11 protein-coding genes are annotated in these 21442 nt (G+C 67.2%); 9 read left to right on the top strand and 2 right to left on the bottom strand.

Annotation, left to right across the window (positions count from 1 at the left end):
- Position 1 precedes the first annotated feature (1 nt).
- Together DIE21_RS32250 and DIE21_RS32245 are read right to left on the bottom strand one after the other, a co-directional pair.
- Positions 2 to 1378: an MdtA/MuxA family multidrug efflux RND transporter periplasmic adaptor subunit gene (locus tag DIE21_RS32250; protein ID WP_124501475.1), complete on the bottom strand. Its 1377-nt coding sequence runs from the start codon at positions 1376 to 1378 to the stop codon at positions 2 to 4.
- A 246-nt stretch (positions 1379 to 1624) separates the two neighbouring features.
- Positions 1625 to 2449: an IclR family transcriptional regulator gene (locus DIE21_RS32245; protein ID WP_124501474.1), complete on the bottom strand. Its 825-nt coding sequence runs from the start codon at positions 2447 to 2449 to the stop codon at positions 1625 to 1627.
- An 871-nt stretch (positions 2450 to 3320) separates the two neighbouring features.
- Between DIE21_RS32245 and DIE21_RS32240 the strand changes: the two genes are divergently transcribed.
- From DIE21_RS32240 to DIE21_RS32200, 9 genes are all read left to right on the top strand, one after another.
- Complete coding sequence (locus tag DIE21_RS32240; RefSeq protein WP_124501473.1) at positions 3321 to 4904, top strand: multicopper oxidase family protein; 1584 nt, start codon at positions 3321 to 3323, stop codon at positions 4902 to 4904.
- Between the two features lie 10 nt (positions 4905 to 4914).
- A complete protein-coding gene (locus DIE21_RS32235) occupies positions 4915 to 6522 on the top strand; it encodes a multicopper oxidase family protein (RefSeq protein WP_185642887.1) in 1608 nt (535 codons plus the stop codon).
- A 17-nt stretch (positions 6523 to 6539) separates the two neighbouring features.
- Complete coding sequence (locus tag DIE21_RS32230) at positions 6540 to 14771, top strand: choice-of-anchor Q domain-containing protein (protein WP_185640732.1); 8232 nt, start codon at positions 6540 to 6542, stop codon at positions 14769 to 14771.
- A complete protein-coding gene (locus tag DIE21_RS32225; protein ID WP_124501472.1) occupies positions 14768 to 15277 on the top strand; it encodes a hypothetical protein in 510 nt (169 codons plus the stop codon). The genes DIE21_RS32230 and DIE21_RS32225 overlap by 4 nt, the downstream gene beginning before the upstream one ends.
- Before the next feature lie 41 nt (positions 15278 to 15318).
- Positions 15319 to 16173 (top strand): outer membrane lipoprotein-sorting protein, encoded by an 855-nt coding sequence (locus DIE21_RS32220; protein ID WP_124501471.1) that lies wholly within the window; start codon positions 15319 to 15321, stop codon positions 16171 to 16173.
- Positions 16174 to 16207: 34 nt separating this feature from the next.
- The gene (locus DIE21_RS32215; protein ID WP_124501470.1) at positions 16208 to 17035 is read left to right on the top strand and encodes a hypothetical protein; all 828 of its coding nucleotides are present in this window, start codon (positions 16208 to 16210) and stop codon (positions 17033 to 17035) included.
- 2 nt (positions 17036 to 17037) lie between these two features.
- Entirely contained in the window at positions 17038 to 18753 is a 1716-nt protein-coding gene (locus DIE21_RS32210) for a c-type cytochrome (protein ID WP_124501469.1), read from the top strand.
- Positions 18754 to 18913: 160 nt separating this feature from the next.
- Positions 18914 to 20299 (top strand): cytochrome C, encoded by a 1386-nt coding sequence (locus DIE21_RS32205; RefSeq protein WP_185642886.1) that lies wholly within the window; start codon positions 18914 to 18916, stop codon positions 20297 to 20299.
- 156 nt (positions 20300 to 20455) lie between these two features.
- The gene (locus tag DIE21_RS32200; protein ID WP_124501468.1) at positions 20456 to 21127 is read left to right on the top strand and encodes a cytochrome c; all 672 of its coding nucleotides are present in this window, start codon (positions 20456 to 20458) and stop codon (positions 21125 to 21127) included.
- The last annotated feature ends 315 nt before the right edge of the window (positions 21128 to 21442 follow it).

The raw sequence follows: 21442 nt of genomic DNA, 5'->3' as shown, positions 1-21442 counted from the left end.
GTTACTGGGCCGCGGGGGCCGCTGCCTGCGACGCGCCGTGCTGGTGTCCGCCGCGGTGGCCGGCCGCACCCGAGGCGCCCGAGGCGCCGGACGCCGCACCGGCGCCGTGCGCGCCCGACGCGCCTTTCGGCTTGTCGGCCGGGATCGAGATCTTCGCGCCTTCGCGCAGCCGGTCGGAGCCGTCGGTGACCACGCGCTCGCCGAGCGCGACGCCGCTGACGATGCTGGTGCGCTCGCCGTCGACCGGGCCGATCGTGACCTTGCGCACCGTGACCGTGTTGTCGGGCTTCACGATGTACACGAACTGGCCGATCGAGCCCGTCAGCACGGCGGCCGTCGGCACGATCGTCGCATTGCGCAGCACGTCGACGAGCAGCCGCGTGTTGACGAACTGATTCGGGAACAGCAGGCCTTCCTTGTTATCGAACGTCGCGCGCAGCTTGATCGTGCCGGTGCTCGTGTCGATCTGGTTGTCGAGCGTCTGGAGCGAACCCGTCTCGAGCGGCACCGTGTTGTTGCGGTTGTATGCGGTGACCGACAGTGTCCGGCCCGCGTTCACCTGCTTGACGATCTGCGGCAGGTTGTCTTCCGACGTCGTGAAGATCACGCTCATCGGCTGCAGCTGCGTGATCACGACGATCCCGTTCGTGTCGCCCGCCGTCACGTAGTTGCCGGGGTCGACCTGGCGCAGGCCGACGCGGCCCGACACCGGCGCCGTGATGCGCGCGTACGTGAGGTTCAGTTTCGCGGAATCGATCGCCGCCTGGTCGGTCTTCACCGTTCCTTCGTATTGCTTGACGAGCGACGCCTGCGTGTCGACCGTCTGCGACGCGATCGAGTCCTGCGACAGCAGCGTCTGGTAGCGCTTCAGGTCGATGCGGGCCGTCGCGAGCAGCGCCGCGTCGCGCGCATGCGTGCCTTCGGCATTGTCGAGCGCCACCTGGTACGGGCGCGGGTCGATCTGCGCGAGCAGGTCGCCCTTCCTGACGATCTGGCCTTCCTGGAACGCGACGGACTGCAGGTAGCCCGACAGCTGCGTCTTCACCGTCACGCTCGCGAGCGGCGTCACGGTGCCGAGCGCGGACAGCACGATCGGCATCTCGCCTTGCGTGGCGGCCGCGACCGATACGGGCTGCGGAACGTTCGCCATGGCGGCGGGGCCGCCGCGGCCGCGATGGCCGCCGCCGGCGCTCGCGCCGGAGGCCGCGCTGCCTGCCGCCGCCGCATCGGCCTGCGCACGGTTCCATGGGTGCCACCACAGCAGGCCGCCGATGACGATGACCGCGAGCGTCCCGATCACCAGCGTGCGGCGCGGGCGGCGCGCGGCGGGGGAGGCGGGATCCTTCGAAGGGGGCGTGGGCTTGTGTTGGTTGTCCATCGTGTTGTGTCAGGAAGGCGGCGCGGCGGGCCGGGAAACGGAAGTGGAGCGGCGCGTGGGCATGCGGTGCCGGGAGGGCCGGCTCGGTCCGGGCCCTTCCGGTCCGCGCGGGAAAAGAGCGGTGCGCACCGCGAAGGCGGCGCGACGATGGGCATGATCCTACGTCCCGCCCCCGTTACAGTCCAGCGGACTATCTTTCAACGGGTTACGGTCGTTACAGAACGCGACGGGACGATGACGGATCGATTACACGGCGCTGCGCCGGGCCGGCGCCCCGCCGATCTCGCGGGTGATTTTCGCGATGCATTCGTGCAGCGCGGGCACCACGTGTTCCTGCAGCCATTCGGGCGGGCACTGGCTGGATGCGCCGCCGCAGTTCACCGAGTAGCGCTGGCCCGACGGACCGACGAACCCGGCCGCGACCGCGTTCAGCCCCTCGCGCCATTCGCCGATCGCGATCGCATGGCCGGCGCGCATCGCGTCCTCGAGGCCGGGGTTCAGGCGCGCCGACACGTGCGGCCAGTCGTCGCCGGCCGTCGCGCGCAGCGCGTCGAGCAGCGTGCGGCGCTCGTCGTCCTCCAGCGCCGCGAGATACGCGCGGCCGACCGCGGTGCGCGCGATGTCCATCCGCGAGCCGATCTCGAGGCGCGTGACGAGCACGGCCGAGCGCGGCCGGATCACGTCGATCGCGACCATGTCGAGCCGGTCGCGCACCGCGAGGTGCACCGACAGCGACGTGCGCTCGGCGAGCTCGATCATGAACGGCCGCGAGCGCGCGCGGATGTCGAAGTTGCGCAGGAAGCCGTGGCTCAGCTCCAGCACCGACGCGGTCAGCACGAAGCGCTCGCTGTCGGGCAGCTGGAACAGGAAGCCGGCGCTGACGAGCGTCGCCGTGATGCGCGACACGGTCGGTTTCGGGATGCCCGTCAATTCGGTCAGCTCGCGGTTGCTGACCGGGGCGTCGGCGGCCGCGATGCGGCGCAGCACGGCGAGGCCGCGCGCGAGCGCGGTGATCTCGTCCGGCGACGATTCGCGGTCTCGGGGCGCGGGAGGCGTTACAGATGTCGACACGAGGGGTTCTCTCTATTTCCGAAACTCGATTTCAGTTTTGTTGGTATTGTAGGATGATTGTCAAAAGATGCATGTTCCGTGGGTGAATCGTTCATTGGATGATATTTTACGGGTTCACCCTTGGTTTATTAGGAAAGCGCTCAAATGAGCCTTGCCGGAAAGTGCGGGAAACGGTGCAAATACCGCTTGACTTGTCGGGCGGAAACAGAAAGAATGTCTCACGTTTTCGAAACATCGTTTCAGGAGTTTAACCGGCAACGGTGTTTCGCGCAGTCTCTCAGGTTCTAGCACGGCCCTCGGAATGGCTAGAACTTTTTTAGCGCCACGGTCTCCGTGGCGCTTTTTTTTGCCCGTCGTCCGGCAGAAGGCCCCGTCCGCCGCGACCGAAAGACCGCCGTTTCGAGACAGCCAGGTTCGCGGTTGGGGCGCTGCCCGGTTGCCCGGCCCACGATTCTAATGAATTTCGGCGCCCGGGACGATTTCCGGAATGCGCCGTCAACCGGCCGTCCATCCGCCTGCGACCCGATGATGCGCCGCGCGGCCGGCGAGCCGATCGCCCGGCAGCCCCGGCACGCGCGAATCCGTGCGACTCGCCGATTTCCTGATTTCCCGATTTCCCGACGCTTCGACGCTCCGATGCCGCGCGCGCCCGGCCGGTTGCCGCGCGCGCACTCGCCGCCGTACTGAGCATGACGCACCCACTCGCCGGGGCCCCCCTATGCAAAAGTAGGGAGGTGACCCATCCCGGCGCACAGCGCTCTTGTCCAGAATTCAGCTACGGGCAGCGCTCATGATCCGGCCGGCCCGCGTTCGCATCAGCGCATGACTTCCAGCGCGAATCGCGCTGACTGGCCCCAGGGACGGAGGTCATATGTCCAGTACCCGCGCGTATGTCGGCAGTGTTGCAGCACTGCTGATGCTGTTGTTCGCCATTCCTTCATTCGCCCAGTCGTTCCGCGTCCAGTGTCCGCCCACCACGACGCTGCATCCGACGGCGCTGCAGCCCGGTGCCGGAGAGCCCGCCTACACCGGGCCCTCCAACACCGGACAGAATTCCGCGCCGACCGGCGTCGTGAACGGTGCCATCAAATGCCAGCAGATCTCCGGCGGCGACGGCTACGCGACGATGGGCGACGGCACGCAGACGTACCTGTTCGCGTTCGGTCCATTGTCGGGGATTTCCGACATTCTGCGAGGACTGCCCGGCACCGAGTTCGCGTCGACGTTCAACACCGTCGGCGATCCGCGCACGGATCCGACCTACAACGGCGCGGTCGGCCTCGTTCCCGATCCGGAATCCTCGCCGCCCGGCCAGCTGGACGGACATGTCGACCCGCGGCCGATCATGGACGTCGGCGTGATGAACGGCAACATTCCGGCGCCGACGATGGGCATCGACGAAGACGACGAGTTCTTCCTCACGCTCACCAACGTCGGGATGATCATGCGGCCGGATCTGTTCGAGCAGCACACGGTGCACTTCCACGGCTATCCGAACGCGTCGGCGTTCTACGACGGCGTGCCGGACGCGTCGGTCGCGATCAACATCGGCGGCAGCTTCACCTATTACTACCTCGCGCCGGATGCGGGCACCTACTTCTGGCACTGCCATATCACGCCGCCGGAACACCTGCAGATGGGCATGGTCGGCCAGATCTTCGTGCGGCCGCGCCAGAACCGCGTGCCTTACGGCGCGTCGCTGTACAACGCGCTGTTGCAGCAGCAGAACGACCTGCGCACGAAGTGCGGCAACGACATCCTGTGCTCGACGCCGCTGCCGCAGTCGAACGGCATGCTGCATGCGAGGAACAGGAGCGGCTCGCCCACGCTCTACGCGTACAACGACGGCGACGGATCGACCGCCTACGACGTCGAGTATCCGCTCCAGATACACGGCTTCGATCCGAACTTCCACTTCGTCGGCATGACGTTCAACCCGGAACCGTTCACCGACATGAAGGACAAGTACTTCCTGCTGAACGGGCGCAGCTATCCGGACACGCTGAACACGGCGGCTCCCGGCACCGCGGGTTCGATGCAGACGCCGGTCGCGGACGGCACGACGCACTTCTCGCAACCGTTGCCGGCGCTGATCAACATTCCCGCGGGCGGCAGGGCGCTGCTCAGGATCTCGGATCTCGACGTGAGCGAGTACCAGACGCTGGCCTCGCTGGGCATCCCGATGCACGTGATCGCGATCAACGCGCGCCTGCTGCGCGACATGGCCGGCAACGACATGACCTACTACACGAACTCGATCACGCTGGGCGGCGGCGAGTCCCTCGACTTGCTCCTCGACGCGAGCGACACGACGAAGTACGCGCCGGGCCAGATCTTTTACCTGTACACGCCGAATCTCGATCACCTGTCGAACGATGCCGAGAACTTCGGTGGCCTGATGACCGAAATCCATATCTGCCGTGCCGTAGACCCCGCCACGAAGGCGTGCTCCTAGGAGAACAACCGTGGGCCACATCATTCACCTCCTGCGAAGCGCCACGCTCACCCGTCTTGCTCGCGTCGGGCGGTTCGGCGCAGCGGCGCTCGCCGCACTCGTCTGCCTGCACGCGCAGGCCGCTGCGCCGGGCATCACCGGCACGCACTTCGACCTGAGCGCCGAGGCGGCGCGCATCAGCCAGCCCGACGGGTCGAGCGTCTACTCGTGGGGCTACGGCTGCCGCACCGCGCCGGCCGGATTCTCGCCGTCGAACATCGCGGGCGCGAACTGTCCGAGCATGCAGATTCCCGGTCCGACGCTGATCGTCAAGCAGGGCGACGTCGTCACGATCACGCTCACCAACAACCTGCCGGCGGCCGCCGGCAACACGTCGATCCTGTTTCCGGGGTTCCAGGTCTGTGCGGCGGCGATGAATCCGGACGGCACGTGCCCCACGGCGTTGACCGGCACGCCGGGCCTGCTGACGCGCGAGGCCGCGCACGGCGGCACGGTCACCTACAGCTTCGTCGCGTCGACACCCGGCACGCACAGCTACTACAGCGGCACGCAGGGCGACCTGCAGATCGAGATGGGCCTGTATGGCGCGATCATCGTCCTGCCGACCAGCGCGCCGGGCACGCTCGCGGTGCCGGCGGGCTGCCGCGCGGTGGCGGGCACGCTGCCTGACGGGCAGCCCGACTACCGCAATGCGGCGGCGGCGTACAACCTCGGCGCGGCCTGCTACGACCGCGAGTACCTGTTCCAGTTCTCCGAGATCGACCCGCGGATTCATACGCAGGCGGAGGAGCAGGCCGCCAACCCGTGCACGCAGCCCAACGGCTGCATGACCGTCGCGACGGAGCCGTATCGCCCGGCCTATTTCATGGTCAACGGCCGCTCGATGCCCGACGACATGGACCCGAACTACGCGGTGCAGTATCAGCACCAGCCATACAACGGCAACCCGCACATGCACCCGGGCGAGCTCGTGCTGTTGCGGATCATCGGCACCGGCCGCTGGCAGCATCCGTTCCACGAGCACGGCAATCACGTGCGCGTGCTGGCGCGCGACGGCAACCTGCTGCTGAGCAAGTCGGATCCGACCAAGGTCGCGGGCCCGCTGCTGTTCACGACCACGACGACGCCGGGCCAGGCGATGGACGGCATCTTCTACTGGACGGGCAAGGGGCTGAACTGGGACGTCTACGGGCACAAGCCCGGCGACGGCAGCGTCTGCATTCCCGACGCGAACGGCTACTACACGCAGGACCCGACCGCGCCGAACTACTACGAGTGGTGCGCCGATCACGACAAGGCGCTCGAAGCGCATCCGTTCGGCAACGTCGGCAGCGGCGGCCCGGTCACGTTGCCGGACGCGAACATCCTGACGAACGGTGCGTGGTACGGCGGCAGTCCGTACCTCGGGCCGGACGCGACGATCCGCGCGACGGCGCCCACCGGCTCGACGCCGCCGAGCGGAACGATCGCGAATCCGCCGGGCAGCGAAGCGGGCTTTGCATTCATGTGGCATTCGCACAATGAACGCGAAATCACCACGAACAACATCTTCCCCGGCGGAATGATGATGATGATGCTCGTCGATCCACAAGTCTTCGTGATCAACGAAGGGAACTAGAGGCGGGGAGAGTTGCGATGAGAGCCAACCAGTTCAAGGCGATGCTCGTCGACCTGCTCAAGGCAGGGGCGGTGGCATCCATTCTGCTCGCGACCGGCGAGGCCGCGTTCGCGCAAAGCGTCACGCTGACGGCGAAGGCCACGACAGCCGCATTGCCCGACGGGCAGCCCGTGCCGATGTGGGGCTACACCTGCTCGGCGGCCGCGACGGCGCCGGCGACCTGCGCGGCGGCGAATCCCGGCGCCGGCGCGAACTGGTCGCCGGTCGTGATCACGGTGCCGCCGGGACCGCTGACGATCAGTCTGACCAACAGCCTGCCGGCGTCGGTGCCGACGTCGCTGGTGATCGTCGGCCAGCTCGGCGGCGGCCTGGGCACGACGGCAACCAGCACGGCGAGCCCGACGCACCCGACGCAGACGGCGACGACCTGGCCGATCGCGGGGACCGGCAGCGGCGCGACGTTTACGCCGCCGCCGCAGGGTCCGCGCGTGCAGTCGTTCTCGACCGAAGTGGCCAAGGGCGCGACGACGACGCTCACGTGGAGCAACTTGCGGCCCGGCACCTATCTGATCGAATCGGGCACGCACCCGTCGATCCAGGGGCCGATGGGGCTGTACGGCGTGCTCGTGGTCCGGACGCCGCCCACGGCGGGCGGGCGTTCGCTCGCGTATCCCAACATCCCTTACGACGCCGACGTGCCGCTCGTGCTCAGCGAAATCGATCCGGTGCAGAACGCCGCCGTCGCGGCCGCCGTGGCGACCGCCGGCTTCAGCGAGACGAAGGTCTGGTCGGGCCTGTCGGGCGGGTGCGGCGATTCGAAATCCGCGTCGTTCGGCACCTGCTATCCGCCGGCGGTGAACTACGATCCGCGCTATTACCTGATCAACGGTGTCGCGTTCGATCGCACGCATCCCAATGCGTCCGCCTTTCCCGCCGCCGCGCCCGTCACCACCGGCCAGGTGCTGCTGCGCTTCGTGAATGCGGGGCTGCGGATGCACGTGCCGTCGGTGGTCGGCGCGCAGACCGGCACCGCCGGCAACTCCGGCTTCTCGCTCGTCGCCGAGGACGGCAATCCGCTGCCGGGTGCGCCGCGCGTGCAGTCGACCGTCTTCATGCCGGCCGGCAAGACCTATGACGTGATGATCAACGCGCCGGCCCAGAACGCACCCGCGCTGCCGGTGTACGACCGGCAATTGAGCCTGTCGACCGACAACCATCGCGACGGCGGCATGCAGGCCTATGTCAGCGTCAACAACGGCGCGCTGCCGACGGCGGGCGGCCAGAACGTGGTCGCCAATCCCGACAAGTACTTCCTCGTGGCGGGTAATCCGCTGACCGTCGCGGATCCGGTAAAAGGCGTCATCGCCAACGACGTCGGCGTGTACGGCGTGCAGATCAAGACACCGCCGTCCGGCGGCACGGTATCGCTGAACCCGGACGGCACGTTTACCTACGTGCCGAACAGCGGCACCACGTCCGATGCGTTCGAGTACCAGGTCAACGGCAATCCGAACATCCACACGACGGTGACGCTGGCTGCGTGCACCGCGGCCGCGAACTGCCTGTCGGGCCCGCCGGTGGCGAGCGATGCCAGCTATACGAGCAACATCGCGTCGCGGCTGCAGATCGGCGCCCCCGGCCTGACCGCGTACGGCAAGGATCCCGCCGGACTGGCGCTGACCGCCACGCTGGCGGGCAGCGTGACGGGCGGCACCGTCACGGTGAATCCGGACGGATCGTTTACCGCGGTGCCGACGACGCCGCCGGTTGGCGCGGTGAATGCCACCGTGACGTTCAAGTACACGGTGGTGAACTCGCAGAACACGGCGAGCGCGCCCGCGACCGCGACGGTGACGTTCCTCGGCGGCAGCGGACTCGCCGTCAAGGTGCTGGATGCGCCGAGCACCGCACCGGGCAAGACCCCGGTTCAGCTCAGCGACTACCGCTGGATCATCGAGGAGGACCGCACGTTCCAGATCGATCCGCGCTGCCAGGTGAACGTGACGCCGCGTCCCGCCGGCTGCCCGGCGCTGCCGGTGCCGAGTCTCGGCACGAACTTCCACAGCAGCTACATGCCGGTGATTGCCGCGGGCTGCGTCGGCACGGTGGCGTGCGAGTCGAAGCAGACCGTGTACGACCCGAAGACCAACACGCACATCCCCGCGGTGTGCGACGTCGGCAACGGCGTGTGCCGGACGAACGCCTCGCAGCAAGTGCCGGTCGATCCGAGCCAGGTGGCGCTCGATCCGACGAAACGCTATTACATCTCGGTCCTGCCGGGCGACGCCGGCAACAGCTTCTCGGCCGGCGCGGGCGCGCCGCAGCCGGTCGATCCGAACAACCCGACCGGACCGCAGCGCCAGTTCAGCATCGCGCAGGACTGTCCGTCGGGCCCCGGCGGCGCGGACTTCGCGCCCGGCACGGGCACCTGCGGGCACACGATGGGCGGTGCGCCGATCGCGCCCGCGCAGAAGAACGTCAACGTGCTGGTGCAGGAAACGCCGTTGCAGACCGCGAAGATCTCGGTGTTCGTCTTCGAGGACGATGCGCCGGTCAACGGTGAAGTGGACGTGAGCGGCGGCACCGACGAGTTCGGCACGGCCCACGAGCCGGGCCTCGGCGGGTTCGAAATCAAGCTCTTCGACGACGCGGGCGGCACGGGCGACGCAACCGGGCAGATGACCTACGACATGTTCAACATGCCGCTGTCCAACTCGCTGCAGGGCACGCTCGATCCGCTCACCGGGCTGGATGCGTGCCCGATATCCCGCCAGGCCGACACGTTCGACCCGGTCACCGGCAAGCTCACCGGCACCGACGGCCTGGTCGGCATGATCCCGACCTGCCCGAAGTACGAGTCGGACGGCAAGACGCTGTCGCCGCTCGTGGGCCAGGCGGTCATCGCGAACATGATGCCCGGCCGCTACGGCGTCGTCGCGACGCCGGCGGCCGACCGGATCAGCCGCGGCGAAGAGTGGCTGCAGACGAACACGCTCGACGGGCAGAAGGCGCACGACGCGTTCATCAAGGTCGGCGGCCCGTCGTACTTCCAGGAATTCGGGCCGGCGGGCTTCCACGTGTCGATCGGCTTCGCGAATCCGAAGGTCATCAATGACCGGCTGCCCGTCGTCTGCACCGGCAGGACGTGCAACAACGCGGTGTCGGGCCAGGTCACGAACCTGCACTACAGCCGTCCGCCGAACGAGAACCTTTATAGCTCGGGCTCGCGCGATTCGCTGGGCTTTACGCAGTGCTACGTGAGTATCGGCGACACGGACGGCGAGGACATCGCGTTCACCAAGTGCGACGCCGACGGCAAGTTCTCGTTCGCGGGGCTGCCCGACGGCACGTTCCGGATCACGATCTTCGATCAATGGAACGACCAGATCGTTGACGGACTGGCGACGGCGGTGCAGCTCGCGGGCGGCCAGAGCAAGGACCTGGGCCAGCTCGCGGTGCTGCAGTGGCACACGAACCTGTACACGCGGAGCTTCATGGACCTGAACGGCGACGGCGTCTCGCAGGACAGCGAGCCCGGGCTGACGCTCGTGCCGACCAACATCCGGTTCCGCGACGGCAGCTATTCGAACTTCAACAACACGGACCTGAACGGCTTCGCCGGATTCAACGAAGTGTTCCCGCTGTTCAACTGGTATGTGGTCGAGGCCGATACGACGCGCTTCAAGCAGACGGGCGTGCACGTGGTCTATGACGCGGGCGGGCCGGTCGACGGCACGACCGGCGGAGGCAGCTCGAACATCGCGGCGAACTTTGCGAACACGACGGAAACCTCGACGGGGCAGTTGCCGGCGAACCTGCGCGTGCCGGGGGCCGTGTATTGCGACAATGCCGACTGCGGTGCCGGCCAGCGGACGGGCACGACGCCGTCGACCGGCCGGGTCGATCCGCCGTGGGTGACCACGGAGGGCTGGCAGGGCTTCTCGGGCCAGAACTCGTTCATCGAGTTCGGCAAGAAGGCCTTCGGCCCGACCGAGAACGGCGGCATCAAGGGTGAAGTGATCTACGCGTCGACGCGGCCGTTCGACGATCCCGCGCTGCTCCTCCACACGAGCTGGACGCCGGACATTCCGAACGTGACGGTCAACCTGTATCAGGAGAGCACGGCCGCGGACGGCACGCAGAGCCTGACGCTGGTCGACACGACGAAGACCTCGAGCTGGGACGACTGGGCGCAAGGCTTCCGTTCCGACGGCGCCACGCCGAACATGAACTGCCCGGGACAGGAAGCGAGCGACCCGTTCTACGCGGTCACGCTGAAGAACAGCCCCCAGTGGCTCGATCCACAGCATCGCGCGCTGCCGTACAACGCGCAGTACAAGTGCTACGACGGCATGCACGCGTTCAACCAGGTGCAGCCGGCGCCTTACGACGGGATGTACCAGTTCCCGAGCGTGACGGCCAGGAACCTGCAGAGCGGCCTGCCTACCGCCACGAACTGCAAGATCTGCGTGGCTAACCCGTCGGGCGACGGCACGCAGATGCTGCCGGCCGGTAAGTACGTGGTCGAAGTGATCGTGCCGCCCGGGTACGAGCTGGTGAAGGAGGAGGACAAGAACATCCTGATCGGCGACAACTACATCGCGCCGGTCTCGCAGCAGTTCGGCGGGCTCGGCACCATCTTCATCCTGCCCGACCAGGCGGCGATGAATTCGACCTTCAACCCGACCAATGCGCAGAACCCGACGACGGATCTCGGTTCGTTGCCGCGGCACGAAGGCGACACCGGCAGCGTCGAGACGTTCTGGCCGTGCGTCGGCGAGCTGCGCATCGTGCCCGACTACATCAGCCTGTTCCCGGGCTCGCAGGAAGTCGCGCCGTTCGCGGGCGCCTCGCGGCACCTGTGCGATCGCAAGGAAGTGACGCTGACCAACGAGATGTCGGTGCTGGCGAAGTTCTGGCTGTTCAGCTCGACGCACGTCGCCGCGCACTACACCGGCTTCATGCTGGACGACTTCTCGTCGGAATTCGACCCGTATTCGCCGCAGTTCGGCGAGAAGTTCGCGGTGCCGAACGTGCCGATCTCGATCAAGGATTTCGGCGGCAACGAAGTCGCGCGCACCTACTCGGATTCGTGGGGCATCTTCAACGGGCTCAACTATTCGACCTGGGAGGTCAACCCGCCGAATCCGACGGGTTACGCGCCGACCATGATGGTGGCCTGCATGAACGATCCGGACATGCCCGACCCGGCGCATCCGGGCCGGACGATTCGCGACCCGCTGTTCAATCCCGGGTACAGTCAGTTCTGCTACGAGATTCCGTTCATGCCGGGGCAGACGCAGTACATGGATACGCCGGTCGTGCCGGTGCAGGCGTTCGCGGAAGGCTACAACCCGCCCGACTGCGCGTATCCGGACGCCACGCCGGCGATCGCCAGCGTGACCGGCGATGCGAGCGGCGGGGGCGCGGGGCCGTGGGTCAGCGCGCCCGGCCACCGGCTGACGATCAACGCGCTCGGCGACCAGCCCGTGTCCAACAACGCGTACAACGGGCCGGCGGCGAGCACGACGCCGTTCAACCAGAAGTTCGTCACGCGCCACTACGGCTTCGGCAACCGGCCTGCGTCATGTTCGGCCGGGCCGTGCCAGAACGTCACGATCGGCGGCCTGCCGGCGGTGGTGACGTCGTGGAGCGATACGCAGATCCAAGTCATCGTCCCGCCCTTGCTCGGGCCGCAGGGTGCCTGCACGATCCAGCAGCGCGGCGTCGCGACGCCGACCGGCTGCGGCGAGCTCGTCATCACGGCCGCCAACGGCAAGCGTTCCGTCGATACGGTCACCGTCACGGTGGGCGGCAAGCCGCCGACCTACGTCGGCGGCGAGAATGCGACGGGCGACGCGCTGCAGCAGGCGATCAACAACGCGACGCCGGGCGACATGATCGTCGTCGGCCCGGGCACCTACAACGAGATGCTGGTGATGTGGAAGCCGGTCCGGCTGCAGGGCGTCGGCGCGCCGTCGGTGGTCGTCAACGCGAACACCCACCCGTCGGGCAAGATGGACACCTGGCGCAAGCTGGTCGATTGCCTGTTCGGCGTGGCGATGAATGGCGCGATGATCTCGAGCACGAATCCGTTCGATCCGAACGATCCGTCCAATGCCTTCTGCACGGCGAAGATGCGACGCCAGGTCGATCCGATTCCGTTCGAGCCGATCGTCGGCTGGGACAGCAACCTCAACGGCAACCTCGGCGAAATGCTGCTCGAGCCGTCGCTGATGGGCGCCTATGAAGGCGCGGGCATCACGGTGCTGGCCAAGGGCGTGCGGGACGTGCTGGTGGGCGGCGTACGGCAGCCCGATCCGAACTGCACCGCGAACGGCATCTGCACGCCGCTCGCGGGGCCGACCCTGCGCCAGCCGAACCCGCCGGACTGCGTCAACTACCCGAGCAACTTCAAGTGCAATCCGTCGCGCATCGACGGCATCAGTGTCACGAACAGCTCGCAAGGCGGCGGCGGGATTTTCCTGCACGGCTGGGATCATCTGATGGAGGTGTCGAACAACCGCGTGTTCTCCAACGCGGGGACGCTGACGGGCGGCATCGCGATCGGCCAGGTCGAAGTGCCGGACGGCACCATCGCGGGCGACGGCGTGACCGAGCTGCCTTACCTGTTCAACAGCAACGTGAACGTGCACCACAACTACGTCACGTCGAACGCGTCGTACGGCGATGAAATCAACTCGAGCACGCCATCGTCGGCCGGCGGCGTCGTCTTCTGCACGGGCGCCGATTTCTATCACTTCAACTACAACTGGGTGTGCGGCAACCTGAGCAGCGGCGATGGCGGAGGCGTCGCGCACTTCGGGTTCAGCTACAACGGCGACATCTCGCACAACTGGGTGCTGTTCAACCAGAGCAACAACCCGACGTTGCCCACCTACGGCGGCGGCATCATCGCCCAGGGCGTGCCGCCGGACGGGACCTTCTGCGAGAACGCGCCGGTCGACCTGGATTGCGCGCCCGAGCTGTCGGACGGCACCGGCCCGAGCCTGACGATCGACGGCAACCTGATCATGGGCAACACGGCGGAAAGCGGCAAGGGCGGCGGGCTGCGGTTGCAGCAGGTGAACGGCACCGACGTGCAGCGCAGCCCGAACAACGCGGCGAACTGGTACACGGTGCGCGTGATCAACAACATCATCGGGAACAACGTGGCGGGCTGGGGCGGCGGCGGCGTCTCGCTGCAGGACGCGGTGCGCGTCAGCTTCGTGAACAACACGGTCGTCTCCAACGACGCGACCGCGACGGCCGGCGTGCTGTTCAATACGCAAGGGGCCGCGCAGGCGAACGTCGGGCCGCCGAACTGCACGACGGTTGGCGCGGAAACGACCTGCAACCCGATCACGACGTCGACCTATCAGCCGGCCGGGCTGGAGACCGCGCGGCACACGACGAACTTCATCTCGGCGTTCACCAGCGCGGGCGTGGCGTGCCCGGCGGGGTTGCCGAACTGCACGACGTTCTCGAATCCGCTGCTGACCAACAACGTGTTCTGGCATAACCGCACGTTCTACATCACGGTGAGCGGACCGAATCCGAACATACCGGGGCTGCAGAACGCGGTCGCGCTGAACCCGACGTTGAACCAGGCCACGCATTCGACGGGTTACTGCGATCCGAACGCGGTCTACTGGGATATCGGCGGATACGGCGACACCGGGCCGGGCAACCATCAGTCGGGGCTGACCATGAGCCCGCGGTACTCGATCCTGACCGACGCGGGCGATTATCCGGGCGCGAACAACGTCGGGACCGATCCGGCGCTGGCAAGCCTGTACTGCAACGGTTCGCGCGTGCCGCCGGAGGGAGGCGGAAACGGCTTCGCGGTGCCGCCGGGCATCTCGGACACGGTGCTGCCGAACCCGTTGTTCAGCCTGCTGCCGTCGGCGGTGCCGGACGAAGGCAACCAGTGGATCAACATGTCGTACGGCCCGCTGTCGCTGTTCAACATGTCGATCGTGCCGGGCGCCGCGGGCTACGGCGTGCTGCTGGGCAACTACTCGATCACGACGGCTTCACCGGCGCGCGATACCGGCACGCCGACGGGCGCGCCGAACCACGACATCTTCGGCACGCAGCGGCCGCAAGGCACCGGCTACGACCGGGGGGCGGTGGAGTTGTCGGCTGGCGGCACGCCGGTCGATCCGCTCGCGCTGAACGCGCAGCCTTCCGGCCTGCTCGGGTTGTTGCCGCCGGGGTTGAACATCTTGACGGGAGTGGCGCCATGAAATCCTCGCGTTCCCTTGGATGGCGGGCGGCGTGCTGCGCGGGCGCCGCCTGCGTGGCCGCCGCGCTGGCCCAGCCGGCCGCGGCGCAGCAGCCGGCGCGGCAGCAGGCGCAGCCGGCGTTCGCCCGGCACTCGCCGTATCGGCCGGTGGGCCTGCCGCAACGCGCGAAGGTCTACTACCAGATGACGCGCGGCGTCGACAACATGCGGGTGCGTCACACCGCATCGGACAACCTGATCCGCTTCAGCTACCGCGTGACCGACCCGGCGGCGGCGAAGCGGCTCGGCGACAAGAGTGCGACGCCGCACCTGTACGGGCAAACGAGCCACGCGCTGCTCGACATCCCGGTGATGGACAAGATCGGCCAGTTGCGGCAAAGCGGTCCGCTGCAGGCCGGGCAGGAATACTGGATGGTGTTCTCGAACAAGGGCAACGCGATCAAGCCGGGCGAGCGCGTCAACGTGCTGGTCGGCTCGTTCCATATCGACGGCCTGGTGGTCGAATGACGCGCGGCAGGGAGCCGCGGCATAACGCAGGGAGACAACTCATGAATCGCTTTCTTTTGACGGGGATGTCGGTGGCGGTGGCGGCGGCGATGGGCCTGCTGGCGACGACGCCCGATGCGAGCGCCGCCTCGGCCGCGGGAACGGCCCAGGCCAGGGCCAGGGCCAAGGCCACGGCCAAGGCCGCGCCGGTGGCGCGCATGAGCGCGACGCAGATCGTCGAGCGCAACGTCGCGGCGCGCGGCGGGCTGCAGGCATGGCGCGCGGTCGGCTCGCTGACGATGACGGGGCTGATCGAGGCCGGCGGCAAGAAGAACACCGCGCTGCCATTCGTGATGACGATGAAGCGGCCGCACAAGAGCCGCTTCGAAGTGCGCTTCAACGAGCAGACGGCGTTCCAGGTCTACGACGGCGCGCGGGGCTGGAAGGTCAGGCCGTTCCTCGGGCGCGACGAGGTCGAGCCCTATACGCCGGCGGAAGCGAAATCGGCTGCCGCCGCGGCCGAGCTGGACGGGCCGCTCGTCGATTACGCGAGCAAGGGCACCACGGTCCAGCTGGTCGGCACCGAGCAGGTGGAAGGACATGGCGCATACGTTCTGAAGCTGACGACGAAAGAGCACGCGGAACGCCGGGTCTGGATCGATGCGTCGAGTTTTCTCGAGCTGAAGATCGACGGGGAGCCGCGCATGCTCGACGGCAGGATGCACACCGTCGCGATCTACTACCGCGATTACCGGAAAGAGAACGGTCTCGACATCCCGCATGTGCTGGAGACCGTGGTGGCGGGCGTCAGGCCGACGCACAAGCTGACGATCCAGAGCGTGAAGGTGAATGCGCCGACCGACGACGCGTTGTTCGCGATGCCGCAACTGGCGATGGCGAAGACGCCCGGCCGTTAGTCCGGCGCCGGGTATCCGGACGGGGGAGACGGACATGAAGCGTAACGCGTTGTGGGTGCTGGCCGGCTGCTTTGCGGCGGCCATGTTCCTGGTCGAGCAGATACCGGCCCAGAGCCTGAGTGCGGACCAGATCGTCGAGAAGAATGTCGCCGCGCGAGGCGGGCTCGACGCGTGGCGAAAAGTCCAGACGATGGTCTGGATCGGGCACGTGGATAGTGCCAATGCCGTGGCGCCGAACCTGCCGTTCGTGCTGGCGATGAAGCGGCCGAACAAGACGCGCTTCGAGGTGACCGTGCTGAACCAGCGGGCCGTGCGCGTGTTCGACGGCCGGGATGGCTGGAAGCTGCGACCGGGCGCGACCGGCAGGACCGATTTGCGGCCGTATACCCCCGACGAATTGAATTTCGCGCGCGACGAGCAGGTGATCGACGGGATGCTGATCGATCACGAGGCGAAAGGAATCGGCGTCACGCTCAACGGTGTCGAGCAGGTCGGCGGGCGCGAAGCGTACCGGCTCGCGGTGAAGCTGCCGTCCGGCCTGAGCCGCCATGTGTGGATCGATGCGCGGACGTTCCTCGAGGTGAAGTACGACCGCGTGGTGCGGGATCTCCGCGGCCAGCCGGTGAGCGTGGAGGTGGCCTACCTCGATTACCGGAACGTCGACGGCTTGCAGATGCCGTTCACGATCGAATCCGGCGGGGCCGCGTCGGCCAGGAAGGACCGGCTGACGATCGACAAGATCGCGCTCAATCCGCCGCTCGGGGACGCGATCTTCGCGAAGCCGGCTGCGCCGGGACGCCGCGGCTCCGTTTCGGTCGATGTCGACGCGACGCCGGCGATGCGCGGCAAGCCGATGCCCTGATCATGAACGGTGCCCGCATCCTGCGACACGCGATCGTGCGGGGCGCGCTGCCGCGCGTACGGCGCCGGCTCGCTGGCTGGGTCGGCGTTGCGCTGTTCGCGCTGCAGTTGGTGCCGTCGCCCGATGCGCGCGGCGCGTCGGGCGAGCCGCCACCGGCGCCGGCGAGCGCGGGCGCGGGCGCGGCGATCTTCCGGCAGGGCCTGCTGGGTTCGGGCGAACCGCTCGAAGCGGTGCACGACGACGGCGTGCGGCTGCACGGCGCCGCGGCGGCCTGCATGAATTGCCATCGGTACAGCGGCCTCGGCGCGCGCGAGGGCACGAGCAACATTCCGCCGATCACCGGCCGTTATCTGTTTCAGCCGCGCGTCGAGAATCCCGACGACGCCAAGGTTCCCTTCGTGCCGGGCATGCGCTTCAATCGCGAACCGTATACCGATGCGACGATCGCGCGGGCGATCCGCGAGGGCCTCGATTCGGAAGGCAAACCGCTCAGCGCGCTGATGCCGCGGTATGCGCTGAACGATGCGGACATGAAGGCACTGATCGACTACCTGAAACGCCTCGACCGGCACGGGCCGACGGGCGTCGACGACACGGTGCTGCATTTCGCCACGATCATCACGCCGGATGCGGACCCGGTGAAAAAACGCGGCATGCTCGATGTGCTCGTGAATTACTTCCACGACAAGAACGTCTTTCCGCTGGGTGCGACGCCGGCCCTGCGCTCGACGCGCAAGATGATGTTCATGGTCAACCGCCGCTGGGCGCTGCACGTGTGGCAACTCGAGGGGCCGCCCGACACGTGGCATGAGCAGTTGCGACAGTATCTCGCGCGGCAACCGGTGCTGGCCGTGGTGTCGGGACTGGGCGGCCGGAACTGGGCGCCGGTTCACGATTTCTGCGAGCAGGAGGCGGTGCCCTGTCTGTTTCCGAACGTCGAGGTGCCGATCGAAACGGATCACGATTTCTATTCCGTGTATTTCTCGAAGGGCGTGCTGCTCGAGGCTGGGCTGATGGCCAGGCGCATGCTCGACGAGGCGGGCGCGGGGCCGGCCGCCAACACGGTGCGAACGGTCCGGCAGGTCTATCGCACGGGCGACAACGGCGAGCGCGGCGCGCAAGCGCTTGCCGCCGCGCTGAAGACGCACGGCATCGCGGTGTCGAACCAGGCGCTTGCGCCCGGCGAGCCCATCGCGCGCGCGCTGCACGGCGTGTCGCGCGACGACGTGCTCGTGCTGTGGCTGCGGCCGCCCGACATCGCCGCGCTCGGCCATGCGCCGCCCGCGTCGGACACGGTCTACATGTCGGGGTTGCTCGGCGGGCTCGACAACACGCCGCTGCCGACGAACTGGCGCGGCGTGACGCGCATCGCCTATCCGTTCGACTTGCCGGAAGGGCGGCGCGTGCGCGTCGACTATGCGTATGGCTGGTTCTCGATCCGGCAGATTCCGGTGGTCGCGCCGCAGGTGCAGGCGGACACCTATCTCGCGTGCGGCCTGCTCGCCGAAACCCTGAGCCACCTGGTCGATGCGTTCGTGCGCGAGTACCTCGTCGAACGCATCCAGGACATGCTCGAACGCCGCATCCTGACCGGCTACTACCCGCGCCTGACGCTCGCGCCCGGGCAGCACGTGGCGTCGAAGGGCGGCTATATCGTCCGGTTCGCCGGGCCGGACCGAATGAAGCTCGTCGCCGACGGCGGCTGGATCGTTCCGTGAGCGATGGTGCGGGGCGAAGGGATCGGGTGGAGATCAGACCGCGTTAAGGGGGAGTTGCCCCATGCCGGTTCCGGCCGGCGGTTCGCACAATGAAGACATCGCGCGACGCTCGAAGGTCGCGCAGGCGAGTGGCGGCATATGGCTTTGGGGAGAAGCAGCCATGACAACGTTTCTGGTCGACCCTGGCGCAGGTCATCGCTGGATGCGGCGCGGCGGGATGGTCGTGCTCGCGGCGTTCGCGTTGCTGCAGGCGTCCATCGCGCAGGCGCTGCCGATCTTCGCGCGCCAGACCGGGCAGAGCTGCGTCGCGTGCCATGCAGGCGGGCAGTTTCCCGAACTGACGCCGTACGGGCGCATGTTCAAGCTGAACGGTTATACGTTGGGCGAGCGCACGATTCCGCTCGCGGCGATGGCCGTCGGCGACCTGAGCAAGACGAGAGCCAACACCGACGCCAGCGGTAATCCCGTCACGCCGAAGAACGGCCTGCCGATCTTCGACTTCGCGAGCGTATTCCTCGCCGGGAAGATCACCGACCATCTCGGCGGTTTCGCGCAATTCACCTATGCGAACTACGATCATCAGGATGCCAACGGAAAATGGAAGGGCTGGTGGGCGTCGGACAACACCGACTTCCGCTTCGTCGACCGGATCATCTCTCCCGCCAACGACCTGATCCTCGGCCTGACGCTGCACAACAATCCGACCGTGCAGGACGTCTTCAATACCGCGCCGGCCTGGAGCTATCCGTACCTCGGCTCGGCGATCAGCCCGGTTGCCGGCGTGCCGGTCACGCCGATCATCGAGGGCGGTCTCGAGATGCAGGTCGTCGGGATGGGCGCTTACCTGTACTGGAACAAGCTGGTCTATGCGGAGCTGACCGCCTACAGCACGGCCGATGGGATCTGGTCGTTCCTGAGCAAGGGCAACCACGCGGGCAACCCGGACCACCCGCAGGTCTATCTGCGTGGCTACAACCCGTATGCGCGTATCGCGCTGACGCGCGAATGGGGCCCGCATAACATCATGGTCGGCGCGTTCGGGTTGAGCGTCGACATCTATCCGAACGACCCGAACAGCTTTCCGATCTTCGGCACGGGCGTGACGCGCTATCGCGACTACGGTTTCGACACGCAGTATCAGTACCTGCTGGAGCCGCACACGATCACCGCGCAAGCGCGCTACGTGCGCGAAAACATTCATGATCCGAATAATTTCGTCGTGAGCGACAACACGGCAGCGAACCTGAATTCGTTGCGGCTCAAGGCGTCGTACATCTACCAGGCCAAGTATGGCGTCAGCCTGTCGTTCTTCAATACGACGGGCACCGCGGACAGCACGCTGTATGCGGGGAGCGCGAACTTCCATCCGAATACGCAGGGCTGGACGCCGGAAATATTCTGGATACCCGATCAGCACATTCGAATCGGCCTGCAGTACACGCACTTCACCAAGTTCCTCGGCGCGAAGACCAACTACGACGGCATGGGGCGCAACGCGAGGGACAACGATACGTTGTTTCTCTATCTATGGCTCGCTTCCTTCTGACTTCCCGTCCGGCCTTTCCCGCGCATCCGGCCGACTGGACCACGCGCAACGGGAGAGGGGCGCGCATCTCGCATCGCGTGTCGATGCGCATGCGCGGCGGCGCCAAACGGGATCGCATCGGAAGGCGGCAGAAAATGTGGCAGGGAGGTCGGTGACATGAACAAGGTGGCCCATCTCGTCTCGCTCGCGATGATGCTGGCCGGGGCCGGTTGCCACGACCTGGAGCGGTCGCGGCAAGTCGACAACCCGGCCGTGGCGGGCAAGACCATCGCGCTGCAGGTGTGCTCCAACTGCCATGGCGCGACCGGCGTCTCGGTGTCGCCGCAGTTTCCGAAGCTCGCCGGGCAACGCAAGGAATACCTCGTCGATCAGTTGACGGACTTCAAGCATCACGCGCGCGCCGATCCGAATGCGAAGCGGTACATGTGGGGCTTCACACATCTGACCGACGCGCAGATCGACGACATCGCCACCTATTTCTCGAGCCAGCATGCGGGCCTCGGCGAAGCCGGCGATCGCGCGCTGATCGACGCGGGCAGGGCGATTTTCGTCTCGGGCCTGCCGGACAAGGGCGTCGCGGCGTGTATCGGATGTCATGGCCAGCATGGGGAAGGCGTCGACCGGTTCCCGCGTCTCGCCGGTCAGCATGCGGATTACGTGCTGAAGCAGCTCAGGATCTTCCGGGAAACCGACACGCGGCCACGCGGCGCGGTCATGAAGAGCGTGTGCGCGAACATGACGGAGCAGGAAATGCGCGCCGTCGCGGTATTCGTCGAGGCGTTCCCGGCGGAACCCGAGACAGTGGCGAGCCCGCCGGCCGATCAATGAGCCGGCGGCGGTGAAGCCGGCGCGCGGGGCGCGCACGCAAGCCGGCGCCGACGGCGATCTTTTCGGTGTCTCGTCTCCCCCGGGGCGGGGCACTGCTTTTTATTTCAGCCGTGCGCGGCGACATCGTGGGGATGATGATGAAGGTGATGCGATTCACTCGCGGCGGTGCGGCTTCCATTGCCGCGCCGTCGTACCGGCAAACGGATGCGATGCGCGAGGTTCGGGCAGTCGAGCCGGACGACGACCGTCCGTTCCTCGCACGCCTGTCGGTCATCGACTGGCTGTTCGCCCTGGCACTCGTGGTCGGCGCGGGCT

This window comes from Burkholderia sp. Bp9140, assembly GCF_003853425.1.
Taxonomy (GTDB): Bacteria; Pseudomonadota; Gammaproteobacteria; order Burkholderiales; family Burkholderiaceae; genus Burkholderia.
Note: the sequence above shows the minus strand (reverse complement) of the source record. Positions and strands in the feature narration are given on the sequence as shown.

What these genes read in the sequence shown, in the direction of transcription:
- DIE21_RS32240 (WP_124501473.1), top strand. Translation starts at nt 3,321, where the DNA reads ATGTCCAGTACCCGCGCGTATGTCGGCAGTGTTGCAGCACTGCTGATG.
- DIE21_RS32230 (WP_185640732.1), top strand. Translation starts at nt 6,540, where the DNA reads ATGAGAGCCAACCAGTTCAAGGCGATGCTCGTCGACCTGCTCAAGGCA.
- DIE21_RS32250 (WP_124501475.1), bottom strand. Translation starts at nt 1,378, where the DNA reads ATGGACAACCAACACAAGCCCACGCCCCCTTCGAAGGATCCCGCCTCC.
- DIE21_RS32210 (WP_124501469.1), top strand. Translation starts at nt 17,038, where the DNA reads ATGAACGGTGCCCGCATCCTGCGACACGCGATCGTGCGGGGCGCGCTG.
- DIE21_RS32205 (WP_185642886.1), top strand. Translation starts at nt 18,914, where the DNA reads ATGACAACGTTTCTGGTCGACCCTGGCGCAGGTCATCGCTGGATGCGG.
- DIE21_RS32220 (WP_124501471.1), top strand. Translation starts at nt 15,319, where the DNA reads ATGAATCGCTTTCTTTTGACGGGGATGTCGGTGGCGGTGGCGGCGGCG.
- DIE21_RS32200 (WP_124501468.1), top strand. Translation starts at nt 20,456, where the DNA reads ATGAACAAGGTGGCCCATCTCGTCTCGCTCGCGATGATGCTGGCCGGG.
- DIE21_RS32215 (WP_124501470.1), top strand. Translation starts at nt 16,208, where the DNA reads ATGAAGCGTAACGCGTTGTGGGTGCTGGCCGGCTGCTTTGCGGCGGCC.
- DIE21_RS32225 (WP_124501472.1), top strand. Translation starts at nt 14,768, where the DNA reads ATGAAATCCTCGCGTTCCCTTGGATGGCGGGCGGCGTGCTGCGCGGGC.